This window comes from Erythrobacter sp. JB3-1 (genome assembly GCF_057364995.1).
This window is the reverse complement of the sequence record NZ_CP200289.1, coordinates 2693214-2705744: the sequence shown is the minus strand read 5'-3', so window position 1 is coordinate 2705744 and position 12531 is coordinate 2693214. Positions and strand designations below refer to the sequence as shown.

Annotated in this window: 12 protein-coding genes and 1 pseudogene; 8 read left to right on the top strand and 5 right to left on the bottom strand. The window is 57.6% G+C overall.

Annotated features, from left to right (window positions below; genetic code table 11):
- The first annotated feature begins 20 nt into the window (after positions 1-20).
- Positions 21-521, top strand: coding sequence for a tetratricopeptide repeat protein (locus tag AC0V6M_RS12865; RefSeq protein WP_486139198.1), 501 nt, complete (start codon positions 21-23; stop codon positions 519-521).
- A gap of 11 nt (positions 522-532) precedes the next feature.
- Here the strand turns inward: AC0V6M_RS12865 and AC0V6M_RS12860 are convergent, their stop codons facing one another.
- Positions 533-1018, bottom strand: a complete 486-nt coding sequence (locus AC0V6M_RS12860; protein ID WP_486139197.1) for an RNA pyrophosphohydrolase — start codon at positions 1016-1018, stop codon at positions 533-535.
- Positions 1015-1968, bottom strand: a complete 954-nt coding sequence (locus AC0V6M_RS12855; protein ID WP_486139196.1) for an alpha/beta hydrolase — start codon at positions 1966-1968, stop codon at positions 1015-1017. The genes AC0V6M_RS12860 and AC0V6M_RS12855 overlap by 4 nt, the downstream gene beginning before the upstream one ends.
- 319 nt (positions 1969-2287) lie before the next feature.
- On the opposite strand from AC0V6M_RS12855, the gene AC0V6M_RS12850 reads away from it, so the two are divergent.
- The 4 genes from AC0V6M_RS12850 to AC0V6M_RS12835 all read left to right on the top strand — a co-directional run bounded on the left by AC0V6M_RS12850 (position 2288) and on the right by AC0V6M_RS12835 (position 6534).
- On the top strand, positions 2288-2704 hold the full coding sequence (locus tag AC0V6M_RS12850) for a hypothetical protein (RefSeq protein ID WP_486139195.1): 417 nt from the start codon (positions 2288-2290) through the stop codon (positions 2702-2704).
- Entirely contained in the window at positions 2705-3661 is a 957-nt protein-coding gene (locus AC0V6M_RS12845) for a metal-dependent hydrolase (protein WP_486139194.1), read from the top strand. It abuts the gene before it with no gap.
- Between the two features lie 197 nt (positions 3662-3858).
- Complete coding sequence (locus AC0V6M_RS12840) at positions 3859-5250, top strand: cryptochrome/photolyase family protein (protein WP_486139193.1); 1392 nt, start codon at positions 3859-3861, stop codon at positions 5248-5250.
- Positions 5251-5340: 90 nt separating this feature from the next.
- Positions 5341-6534 (top strand): serine hydrolase domain-containing protein, encoded by a 1194-nt coding sequence (locus AC0V6M_RS12835; protein ID WP_486139192.1) that lies wholly within the window; start codon positions 5341-5343, stop codon positions 6532-6534.
- A 16-nt stretch (positions 6535-6550) separates the two neighbouring features.
- Here AC0V6M_RS12835 and AC0V6M_RS12830 read toward each other — a convergent pair whose 3' ends face one another.
- The 3 genes and pseudogenes from AC0V6M_RS12830 to purF all read right to left on the bottom strand — a co-directional run bounded on the left by AC0V6M_RS12830 (position 6551) and on the right by purF (position 9295).
- Positions 6551-6892 (bottom strand): PilZ domain-containing protein, encoded by a 342-nt coding sequence (locus AC0V6M_RS12830; protein ID WP_472645173.1) that lies wholly within the window; start codon positions 6890-6892, stop codon positions 6551-6553.
- 208 nt (positions 6893-7100) lie between these two features.
- Positions 7101-7814, bottom strand: a complete 714-nt coding sequence (locus tag AC0V6M_RS12825; RefSeq protein WP_486139191.1) for an SDR family NAD(P)-dependent oxidoreductase — start codon at positions 7812-7814, stop codon at positions 7101-7103.
- Between the two features lie 6 nt (positions 7815-7820).
- A pseudogene (purF, locus tag AC0V6M_RS12820) lies at positions 7821-9295 on the bottom strand (amidophosphoribosyltransferase).
- A 213-nt stretch (positions 9296-9508) separates the two neighbouring features.
- Here purF and AC0V6M_RS12815 point away from each other — a divergent pair.
- From AC0V6M_RS12815 to AC0V6M_RS12805, 3 genes are all read left to right on the top strand, one after another.
- On the top strand, positions 9509-10726 hold the full coding sequence (locus AC0V6M_RS12815; protein ID WP_486139190.1) for a lipoprotein-releasing ABC transporter permease subunit: 1218 nt from the start codon (positions 9509-9511) through the stop codon (positions 10724-10726).
- Positions 10719-11405 (top strand): ABC transporter ATP-binding protein, encoded by a 687-nt coding sequence (locus AC0V6M_RS12810; RefSeq protein WP_486139189.1) that lies wholly within the window; start codon positions 10719-10721, stop codon positions 11403-11405. The genes AC0V6M_RS12815 and AC0V6M_RS12810 overlap by 8 nt, the downstream gene beginning before the upstream one ends.
- 560 nt (positions 11406-11965) lie before the next feature.
- Entirely contained in the window at positions 11966-12445 is a 480-nt protein-coding gene (locus tag AC0V6M_RS12805) for a glutathione peroxidase (protein WP_486139188.1), read from the top strand.
- The last annotated feature ends 86 nt before the right edge of the window (positions 12446-12531 follow it).

Below are 12531 nucleotides of genomic sequence, written 5' to 3'. Positions count from 1 at the left end.
CCTCCTTTAAGGAGACGCTCATGCGCTTTGCGCCCGCTGCCGCTGCACTATCGCTCGTTTTCACTGTTTCTGCGAGCGTCATTAGCGCGCAGGATTATGAGCCTGATGCACGCGCAGCCGCTCTGGTTGCGCAAGGGCAAGCAGCGCTTAAGGCTGACGATCCGCAGGCGGCGATTGATGCTTACGAGGCCGCATTGGCAGTTGATCCGGGTTATGTCGGCGTATTTATCGAACTGGCAAATGTTGCCCGTTTCGAAGGGCTGCAAGGTAAGGCGATCCGTTATTACCGCGAGGCATTGGTGCGTGATCCCGGCAATTTTGCGGCTATGTCGGGAGAGGGCGAGGCACTGGTAGAGAAGGGCGCGCTGGAGAAGGCGAAGCTCAACCTAGCGCAGCTGCGCAGCCTGTGCGGCGCGAATTGCCCAGAGACGGTAGCGCTACAGACCAGCATCGCAACCGGCACCCAAGCGCGGCTCGCGGCGGAAACGGCCGGTGTTGAAGACGGCGTCGCGCAAAATTGAGCGTCACTACGCTATATTAGCGGCGTAAATTCTTCCACCAAGGCCGCGTAAACGTCGCGTTTGAAGGATACGATCAGCTCCGGCAATTGCGCGGGTTCAATCCATTTATAGCATTCAAATTCCGCCGGTTCGTGCGCGTTTAGATTTATATCTGCCTCGCTCCCCAAAAACCGGCCAAGGAACCAATGCTGTTCCTGCCCGCGATATTTGCCCTTCCATACCTTGCCGAGCAATTCGGCTGGCAGATCATAGCGGTGCGTGGTCGCTGAGCGCGCAATCACCTCGACCAGTGCCGCTCCAATGCCCGTTTCCTCCTCCAGTTCGCGCAGAGCCGCCTGCTGCTCGTCCTCGCCCTTATCGATTCCGCCCTGCGGCATTTGCCATGCGCCCAGCGTTTTGGGATCGCGGTTAGCATCAATCCGCTGGCCCACAAAGACATGGCCATCGGCGTTCACAAGCATAAAGCCAGCACAGGGACGATAGGGCAGATTGCTCATGTGGAGGTTCCTGCAAGCATGTGTTTCATGGCGGCGAAGATCCGCTCCAGATCGGCTTGAGCGCTGGGCACGGCACCGCGCAGATTGGTGAAGGAATGCGTGACGCCTTTGACCTCGATCAGCATATGATCTGCGCCTGCCTGTGACAGGGCAGCGCCGTAATCCCGACCGGAATCGCGGATCGGATCAAGGCTGGCAGTGACCAGAACGGTTGACGGAGCCGCCGTGTGACCACCCAGAATGGGGAAGGCGCGCGGGTCATTTCGGTTTGGCTGGTATTGCGCGTCGAAGAACTCGACGGCGGCCTTGGTAAGTACATAACCGGTCGCAAATTCCTCGATGCTGGCCGATCCCATCGCGTCACTGGCCAGCGGGAAGATCGGCACTTGCAGTACCACCGGAACATCGGCCGGGTTTGCTGCCAATTGCTGGCCCATCACGATTGCGGCGTTGCCTCCAGCGCTATCGCCAATCGTGATCAGGCCTGTCGGTGTGAGGCTCAGTTCTGACGGAGCCGACGCGACCCAACGCGTTGCCGCCTCGCAATCCTTAATCGCCGCGGGGAAGGGGGCCTCTGGCGCGCGGCGATAATCCACGGCCACAACCGGTAAATCCATCAGATGCGCGATTTCCGTGCAGAGATTGTGGTGGGTGTCGAGATCGCCAATCACATAGCCTCCGCCGTGATAGAACATGATCACTGGGCCGGCCTCGCGGGTCTCCCGCGCATCATACAACCGCAGGCCGATATCGCCCGCTGGACCGGGGCAGGTGAGGTCGCGGATCACCGCCAGGTCACGCGCGGGTCTATCTGCCATAGCATGCAACGCGCCATAGCCTGCACGCGCTTCCTCCAGCGTCATGTTGGCGATGGCTGGGCCGTTTGCGGCGGCCAATGCCTCCAGGAATGCCTTCATATCGGCACGGATAAACGGTGCGGTTGCACTCATAGTGATGTCTCGTCCCAAACTTTGTCAGGTCTTGCGTTAGTCTGCTCTGCGCGGTTTTTCCACTCGCAAACAAAATGTTCTAACGGTAAGGTGCAAACATAACGGGGGATGGGTCAGTGATCAGATATATTGAAGGCGGAACGGTCCAATATGCGACCGAAGAAAACCGGCTGCTCCTGCGAGAAAACCCTGAAATCAGCTTAATGGCGAGGGTTTTCGGCGGGCTTGGCGGCGTTGCGTTCTTGTCAGTTGCCGTCCTTTTTTGGTCGATGGAGGTGAACAATGCCGATGAATTTACCCCATGGCTCAGGATTGTTCTGTGCGCTGGATTGGCCAGTATAGCCGTTATCTTGGCCAAAGGATCTTTATCCCCCGAAAATCGATTGAAGAAGTAGATTTGGATGCAAATGCGCGTGAGCTGCGGGTGAGTAAGGTCAATCCTGCTGGGAATGCCAAGCTTCGCCATACGGTGCCGTTTAAGGACATCAAGCGCTTCTATGCCGGATCGGAAGGAAGCGCCGAACTGCACGAAACAGGCAGCACCGTTCTCTACATGGAAGGCGAGGGCGGGCCAAAAAATGGCGCCTTGATGGTTGGCAGTGTCATGGAACTGGAACTGCAAGCGCGAAATTTGAACAAATTGCTGAATGCCCCGGTATCAGCGAGCGGGGCGAATAGTGAGGCGCAAGGGTCTGCCGCGTCACGGGGCCAAGGCTTCGGTAGAAAAGGCGCATAGTTGGATAATCTTACACACTCTCTAGTCGGCGCATTGCTGGGCCAGGCGGGGCTTAAGAAGAAAACTGGGCTCGCAATGCCTGCGCTCATCATTGGGGCGAACTTGCCCGACGTGGATGCGGCGTGCTTCTTCTGGCTTGACGGGCAGGAGCATCTTGGGTTCCGGCGCGGCATTACGCATGGCCCGCCCGCATTGGTGTTGCTGCCGCTGATACTGGCGGGGCTGCTATGGGGATTCGACCGGTGGCAGGAAAAACGTGGAAAGCGGCCTGAGGGTCGCCGCCCGGTTAGCTTCAAATGGCTTTTCTTGCTGAGTTTTATCGGCTGCCTGACGCACCCAGCGCTAGATTGGCTGAATGTCTATGGCATCCGCTTGCTTGAGCCGTTCTCCTCGCAATGGTTCTATGGCGACACTCTATTTATTATCGACGTGTGGCTGTGGGTGCTGATGGGCTTTGCGACGTGGTTTTCATTGCGCCGCGAGAAGAAGGGCGGGGATTGGATCAAACCCGCGCGCGTCGCGATAGCGGTGGCGCTGGCGTACATTGGGCTGAATGGGGCGATTACTCAACGACACCTACCACATGCAGCTGATCAGCAAGCAGCAGAAAGTACGGTGATTGCTAGCCCTGTCCCATTTGCGTTTTGGGGACGCGACATGATTTCTGGTAAGAACGGAAAATACTCACTTTTTGAGTATGATATTGACCGGGATTATGACGTCTTTTTCATCAATTTGGTTGGCCAATGTGCGCTTGGGCCAATTCGACAAGGGGCGAGAGGTAATCCGCAGGCTGAAGCCTTCCTATTCTGGTCACGCGCACCCTTTGCCGAGCGCGCCAAGGACGGTTCTGTAATCTTACGCGATGCTCGTTTCTATGATCCACTTGCTCGAGATCGTTTTGCGGTCGCCTTGCCGAATGTTCAGTGTGAAGAACCTCCCACTTCGTCACCCTGAACTTGTTTCAGGGTCCATCCCCATCGCACTCGATTATTTAAGAGAATTCGATGGATGCTGAAACAAGTTCAGCATGACGACGTTGGTAGTTCAGACCCGTACAGGCTGAGCCCGTCGAAGCCCTGTCCTTCTTGTAAGAAAAACGGACGTGAAGAAACGCAGCCCTTCGACAAGCTCAGGGCGAACGGAGGTAGTTGGTGAGTTCCCCACAAATCGTCTGGCTGAGGCGTGATCTGCGCATGGCCGACAATCCAGCTCTGTACGCAGCCGCGCAGCAAGGCCCCGTCATTGCCGTCTATGTGCTCGATGATGATTGCGCGAAGGGCCATGCCTATGGCGGGGCATCGCGTTGGTGGCTGCATCACTCGCTGGAGAGTCTGTCGAAATCGCTTGGGTCCCGCAATGCGCGGCTGATCCTGCGGCGCGGCGAGGCGGTGGAGGAGCTGACTAAGCTAGTCGAGGAAACTGGCGCTGAGACTGTCCATGCCAATCGCCATTACGAGCCGTGGTGGCGCAAGGCGCAGGGGGCGCTCGCTGAGAAGCTCGACCTTCAGCTGTATGATGGCAATTATCTGATGCCGCCGGGCTCGATCACGACCGGCTCTGGCACGCAGTACAAGATCTACACACCGTTTTCCAAAGCGAGCCTAGCGCAATTCCCGCCGCGCGACGCTCTGCCAGAGCCAGAGACCTTGTCTTCGCCAGATGAATGGCCCGCCAGCGATACGCTCGAAGATTGGCGGCTGCTGCCGACCAAGCCCGATTGGGCGGGCGGTATGCGCGCGTTCTGGGAGGTTGGCGAGGCGGCCGCGCATGAGCGGCTCGCATGGTGGGAAAACCACGTCGAGGATTACGATGAGGCTCGCAATCTCCCCTCGGTGGAGAAGACATCGCAGCTGTCCCCGCATTTGCACTTTGGCGAAATATCTCCGGTGCAGATCTGGCATGCACTGAAGCATAAGCGTTCTGACGGGTGGCGGACCTATGAGAAAGAATTGATCTGGCGCGATTACGCACAAAACGCGATCGCGCAATTCCCCGCCTATGCCAGCACGAATTACCGCGAGGATTATGACAAGCTGAAATGGCGCGATCCGCATTCTGACAAGGCCGCCGCGCGCGATCTCAAAGCCTGGCAGGACGGCAAGACCGGCTACCCAATTGTCGATGCCGGGATGCGGCAATTGTATCAGACAGGATGGATGCACAACCGCGTGCGGATGATCACGGCTAGCTTCCTGATTAAGCACTTACTGATCGATTGGCGCGAGGGCGAGAAGTGGTTTTGGGATACGCTGGTTGATGCCGATTACGCCTCTAACGCGACGAATTGGCAATGGACCGCCGGAACAGGTGTCGATTCCAACATGTTCGTGCGGATCATGGCGCCGCTCAGCCAGTCCGAGAAGTTCGACAGCGCGGCCTATATCCGCGAATATGTGCCGGAGCTGGCAGACCTTAGTGAGCCGTACATTCACGACCCTGAGGAGCATGGCTGTCTGCCCAAAGCTTATCCTGCAAAAATCATCGGCCACAAGGAAGCGCGCGAGCGGGCGCTGTCGGCGTATAAGGCGATGAAGGGCGAATAGAGAAACGCTTCGTGCCATTCGCACCCTTGTCCTTAGCCGGCTCATCCTACTAAGGTTGCGGTTCGAAAACAGTTTGAGGGCAGGGCACAAATGACGATTACAAAGACACTACTCAGTGGGATTGCTGCGCTTGCGATTGCAGGATGCTCGGCGAGCTATAGCGGCCCGGTCGAGACCCCTGCGGCGGCTCTCGAACCAGTGCAGTTAGTCACTCCGCCAGAGCGTGATCCGTTGGAACTGCAAGTGCTGTTTTGGGACAATGAGATCCGATCTGCGCGCTTCCGGGAAATGGAAAACTGGTTTGCGGGGCATGAAGTGCCTGCCTCCGCCAATCCGCGCGAGCTTCCCGAGGGAGCGCCTCTACCGACCGAACTCCAAGCTGAGATTCGCGAATTGATGACGCAATCGGGCGCTTCTGGTGTGATAGTCATCAAGAATGGGACAACACGCTTTGAGGGCTACGGCCTCGACCTGGGTCCAGAAGACCGCTGGACCAGTTTCTCCGTCGCCAAGAGCTTCACCTCGACCCTTCTGGCTGCCGCCATTGCTGATGGCTTTATTGGCAGTTTGGATGATCCCATCACGCAATACGTGCCAGGGCTGGTGGGGTCATCCTATGACGGCGTGACCGTAAAGCAGCTCGCCACCATGACCAGCGGTGTCGACTGGAATGAAAGCTACACTGATCCGACCAGCGACGTGGCGCAGATGAACCGTTTCGTGCTTGAGTATGGCGCAGACGCGATCGTTGCGCAGATGAAGGAATTGGGCCGCGCGGCAGAACCGGGCACGAAGTGGAATTACAGCACGGGCGAGACGAACTTGATCGGCATGGTGGTCGAGAATGCTATCGGACTGCCACTTGCCGAATATGCGCAAACCAAGATCGTTGAACCCGCTGGATTTGAAGGCGGACTGTTCTGGATGACAGACCCGCGCGGCGGCAATATTGGCGGATGCTGCCTCTCGCTGCGCCTGCGCGATTATGCCCGGATGGGACAGTTTGTGCTGGGTGGCGGCGATGGTGTCGTGCCGGAAGGCTGGTTCGCCGATGCAGGCGCACCGCAGGTCGATTTTGGAAACGGCGGCTTTGGATACGGCTACCAATGGTGGACCTATCCTGGCGGGAATTATGGGGCCCAAGGCATCTTTGGACAGTCCATCACTCTTGTTCCATCTGAACGGCTGGTGCTGGCAGTGGTGAGCAACTGGCCAACAGCAACCAGCGGCGAATACCGCACCAAATGGGGCGGTATTGCGGCTAAGATTGCAGCAATTGATTGAGCGCTAGGCGCCGCGATTACCGGCGGTAGACGCCGGTCTCGCTGTAGCGTTGCAGGATATTGTCATGCACGATCGGGCTGAGCAGCTCGTTGAAAGCGCAGCCGACGACGCAATTGTCCCACCACACGACTTCGCATTGCAGCGATTCGAGGCCGGGCAGGGTTAGCCAGCACATTTGGCCTTCGTGCATGCGATTGATCGATGCGGCGGAGAAGCCAGAGATCGACAGGTCGTGGACGACAGATTGAAACGCGCGGCCACCCGACGCCCGCAAAGTTGCCGGAATCGTGAGCTTTGTGCGCGGTGAGCAGCGGTCTTCTTGCGCTGCCAATGTGTAACGGTCGTGTTCGGTCTGCATGGGATGCGTACCCTCATATCCAATCAGCTTGTGGTCTCTTGCCGGTCGGTCTTGATGCGCAAGTTCACCGCCCAACGTTAAGGGCGCGTTACCGGACATGGTTGCCAGATATTTACCAGAGGCGCGATGCAGTCGGTGCGGACGCAAGGCTACCGGCGTTCGAAAGCAGGCTTATCGAACGATTTGAGATGCTTGTGGGCGGTGTCGCCTAGTCCACGCGTTCGCGGTGGCCAGTCTCAAAGTCCTCGGTGAGCAGTGCCGTGATGCGGTCTGCGACAACCGTAGGCTCTTTCACTGTCTCAGGATTCTCGCCCGGATAGGCCCGCGCGCGCATTTCTGTGCGAGTCGCACCGGGATCCAGGATAGCCACGCGGGTGTTGCCGAGTTTCTCGACTTCCGCTCCGTAGCTCAGGAGCAGATTGTCAAACGCCGCCTTGGTCGAGCCGTACGCGCCCCAGAATGGGCGAGGGCCAGCGCCAACGCTGCTGGTCAAACCGACAATGCGGCCTGCTTCGGACTTCTTAAGCAAGTGGTCAAACGCAGCGAGCAGGGCCTGCGTCGCGACGACATTGGTCACCAGCGCCTTGTTGTAAAGCTTCGGATCAATCTGCGTGACTGGTGACAGCTCTGGTAAATAGGCGGCTGAAATAATGAGATAATCTAGCGAATCCCAGCGGCCAGCAATGGCACCAGCTAGGCGCGTGACAGCATCTGGCTCAGTCAAATCCACCGGGGCAATCGTCGATGTCCCGCCCGCGTCGTGGATCGCATCCTCTATCGCTTCGAGCGCCTTCACTTTGCGGGCGACCAGAATCACATGAGCACCGGCCGCGGCCAGAGCCTGCGCCGTGGCCGCGCCAATTCCGCGGCTAGCGCCCGTAATAAGCGCAGTTTTACCGCTCAGCGGTTTGTCCTGTGACATGTGATTCTAGGCCGCTTTGTGATCAGTGAATGGCAGTTGGGCTGGCTCATACTCACCCATATCAAGGTCGGTGAGCGTCGTTGGATAGTCCCCAGTGAAGCAGGCATCGCAGAATTGCGGGCAGGCTTTGTCGCGCCCCTTGGCCCCGACCGCGCGGTACAATCCGTCAATCGAGATGAAGGCGAGGCTATCGGCCTTAATGAAATCGCGCATCGCCTCCGGCTCCATGCGGGCTGCGAGCAGTTTGGAGCGTTCCGGCGTGTCGACCCCGTAGAAACGAGCTGTGCGCCGTGGGCGGGCTTGCGACGCGGAAATGCACCTCGCTCGCGCCGGCTTCGCGCATCATCTCAACAATGCGCAGGCTAGTGGTGCCGCGCACAATCGAGATCGTCGATCAGCACGATCTTCTTACCCTCGACGAGACCGCGATTTGCGTTGTGCTTGCGCTTCACGCTCGCATGGCGAGCCGTATCGGACGGCTGAATGAAGGTGCGCCCCACATAGTGGGAACGGATAATACCGAGCTCAAAAGGTAGGCCTGAGGCGTGCGCATAGCCGATGGCTGCCGGAACGCCGCTGTCCGGCACGGGGATTACCAAATCGACATCGCAGGACGATTCTTTGGCTAATTCAGCGCCGATGGCTTTGCGCGCCTCATAGACGCTGTGCCCAGCAAAAATGCTGTCTGGGCGGCTGAAATAGACATGTTCAAAGATGCACGGGCGCGGTTTGTGATCGCCAAATGGGCGGATCGGTTTGATCTCTCCAGAAAAATCAACCTGGATCATCTCGCCTGGTTCAACCTCTCGGATCAATTCTGCGCCGACGACATCAAACGCCACGCTTTCGCTGGCAAAGACGACGGCGTCGCCCATTTTGCCCATCACCAACGGGCGAATGCCCAGCGGATCGCGGCAGGCAATCATACCCTCTGGGGTCATAACGATCAGAGCGTAAGCGCCCTCAACCAATCGCAATGCATCGATCAAGCGGTCCGCCACCGTCGGATAGCGCGAGGTTGCAACCAGGTGGATGATCACCTCGGTGTCAGAGGTCGATTGGAAGATCGAACCGCGCCCAACGAGGTCCTTACGTAGTGCCTGAGCGTTGGATATGTTTCCGTTGTGCGCCACGGCGAAGCCGCCGCTGGCCAGTTCTGCATAGAGCGGCTGAACATTGCGCAGGCCGGAGCCACCAGTGGTCGAATAGCGCACGTGACCCGCCGCCATTCCGCCGGGAAGCTCGTCAATTGCTTCTTGCGTAGAGAAATTCTCCGCCACTTGGCCTTGGCCGCGCCGCGAGAAAAAGGTTTCGCCATCAAAACTGGTGATGCCAACGGCCTCTTGCCCGCGGTGTTGCAGTGCATGAAGCCCCAGAGCCGTGGCCGCCGCAGCGTCGGAGGAATTGATCGCTCCGAAGATGCCGCACTCCTCGCGCAGGGTATCACCATCTTCATCGTGAAAGGGGTGCGTGAAATTCATCGCCGATCCTGCCTAAAGCGCCGCTGCTGGATGGGGCCTCAATGACGATGTTACAGCTCAATTACAAGCGATAAGGCAGTGCGTTCACCGGCCTTTTTCACACAAGCGCGTGGTCGGCATACATTGCGCCGCCGCCCCGGCGCGCTTACAGGCTTCGTTAAGCCTTAATTGATCAGAGCTTTAATCACTTTGTTTCTAACGCCTTTTGAATGGATGATCGCCAAACGCTACCTCTTGCCGGGCAAGGGGGAGGCCTTCATTGCGCTCGTCGCCGGAATATCGGTGGGCGTGGTGATGCTGAGCGTCGCCATGCTGGTCGTCGTGATGAGCGTGATGAACGGGTTTCGCGCAGAATTGCTCGACAAGATCACGGGGCTTAATGGCCACGCGATTGTGCAGGCTTACAATGATGATCTGGGCGATTGGCAAAGCGTGCTGGAGGATGTGCGCGCGACACCTGGCGTGGTCGATGCCTCTCCACTGATTGAAAAGCCGCTGATGGCCTCATTGAATGGTCGGGTGAACCTGATCTTCGTGCGCGGCAACACAGCTGAAGATATCGAGGGACTGGCGGAAACGGTAGTTCAGGGCGATATCAGAGACTTAATTCCCGGTGAGCGCCGCATCGCCATAGGCTCCCGTTTGGCGCAGAACATTGGCGCGGGGGTTGGCGACAGCCTGACGATAATCAACCCGCAAGGACGCACGACGCCGTTCGGCACCTCAATCCGGCAAGTGGATTACGAGGTCGTCACGATCTTTGAGGCTGGCATTTACGATTACGACGAGACCTTCGTGATCATGCCAATAGCCAATGCTCAGCAATTGCTGCTGATGGGCGATAAGATCGGGATGATCGAAGTGACGGTGGAAGACCCAGATAAAGTCGGCTCCATCTTAGCGCCGGTGCAGGAAAAGCTCGCCGGGCGTGCGGTCGTATCAGATTGGCAGACGATCAATTCCGCTCTGTTTGAGGCTCTGCAGGTTGAGCGTGTTGCGATGTTCTTTGCGCTTAGCTTCATGGTGCTGGTGGCCGCTTTTAATATCCTTTCGAGCCTGGTGATGCTGGTCCGCGCGAAGACGCGAGACATCGCGATTATGCGCACGATGGGGGCAACCCGGCGCAGCCTGCTCAAGATATTCGTCACCACCGGCTCCACGGTCGGAGTGATCGGAACCGCCGCTGGATTGGTACTCGGGTTTATCATCCTCTATTTCCGAGGGCCAATTGTGACATTCATCGCTTGGTCCACTGGTCAGCAGATTTGGGACCCTGAGGTGCGTTTCCTCTCCACCCTGCCTTCGCGCACGGACCCATGGGAAGTGGCGGGCATTGTCGCACTTGCACTGATCCTAAGCTTCCTAGCGACACTATATCCTGCTCTGAAAGCCTCCAGCACGGACCCGGTACAGGTGCTGCGATATGAGTAATTCCGGCGTTTCACCAATTGCCTCACTCAAGGGGTTGAAACGCAGTTTCACTCAGGGTGAGCAAACCATTGAAGTTCTGCGCGGCGTTGATCTCGACATTATGCCGGGTGAGATCGTCGCTCTTCTAGGCCCATCAGGCTCCGGCAAATCGACCATGTTGCAAGCGGTTGGCCTACTTGAAGGCGGATTTGAAGGCTCGATCGCGATTGCCGGGACCGAGGCAAGTAAATTGCCAGCGGACCAGCGCACCGCTTTACGGCGTGATCACCTTGGGTTCGTCTATCAATTTCACCACTTGCTGCCCGATTTTGACGCGCGCGAAAACGTGGTGATGCCGCAAATGATCTCTGGTCAGGAACGCGGCGCGGCTGAGGCGCGCGCCGATAGCCTGCTAAGCTCACTCGGCCTTGAGCATCGCCTAACTCACCGGCCCAGCCAACTTTCTGGCGGGGAGCAGCAGCGTGTTGCCGTTGCCCGGGCGCTCGCGAACCAACCGACCTTGGTGCTAGCGGATGAACCCACCGGAAACTTGGACGAGACGACCTCCGACCGTGTATTGGGTCAGTTCCTAGAGCTGGTTCGCGGCGAGGGCAGCGCAGCTCTCGTTGCGACACACAATGAACGTTTGGCCGCCCGTATGGACCGGGTTGTGAGGTTGCATGACGGGGTGCTCGAATAAGGGAAGTACGTTATGAGCATTTTTCTATCCGCGATGGTATTGGCTTCGGTTCAGAGTGCACCGGAAAATTACGAAGTCCCTCCGCCAATGGAGGTCTCTCTGCCCAAACCACCCCCGGTTTGTGCGAGTAACCAGCAAGCCCAGTTCGATTTTTGGCTCGGTGAGTGGGATGTTTTCCCCAGTGGTTCAGACGAACTTGTGGGACACAGTAAGGTCGAGCGCATCCATAGTGGGTGCGCTGTCAGAGAAAACTGGATGCCATTGGACGGGCGGACCGGGAGTAGCCTCAATAGCTTCGATCCGCGAACAGGCCAATGGCATCAGACTTGGGTGGGCTCATCGTCGCTAAGAATTGAGTTTGCCGGTGGCTTTTCTAGGAATTCAATGGTTCTAACCGGCAATTGGCCGATGATGGGTGCTCCGCACCGCCTGGTGCGCATGACATTCACTCCTAGTGAGGACGGAAGCGTCCGTCAGTTTGGGGAAGCCTCGACGAACCACGGAGTTTCATGGCATTCATTTTTCGACTACACATATCGGCGAAGGGAACCGAGCTAGCCATGACCACAATCGCTGATTTTAAAGTGACCACCAATCGCGGCGAGGAATTGGACCTAGCCGATAAGAAGGGACAGGTCCTACTCGTCGTCAACACCGCCAGCAAATGCGGCTTTACCCCGCAATATGACGGTCTGGAGGCGGTCTTTCAGAAATACAAGGACCAAGGCTTTGAAGTGCTTGGTTTTCCCTGCAATCAGTTCGGCGCTCAGGAACCCGGCAATGCCGAGGAAATCCAAGAGTTTTGCAAACTCAACTTTGGCGTAACCTTCCCGCTGATGGAGAAGGTGGATGTCAACGGCTCTGACGCGTCGCCGCTATTCGACTGGATGAAGAAAGAGGCGCGCGGGGTAATGGGCACGACCGCGATCAAGTGGAATTTCACCAAATTCCTGATCGATCATGAGGGCAATGTCGTGAAGCGCTATGGTTCTGCAGACAAGCCGGAGTCGATTGCGAAAGACATCGAAAAGCTGCTCTAATTCTGACATCACAGGCATCGTCATTTCCTCTTTCGCGAGGATGACAGGGGAGAGAAAGCTGTGGATTGCCGCTTGGCCTAAGCGAG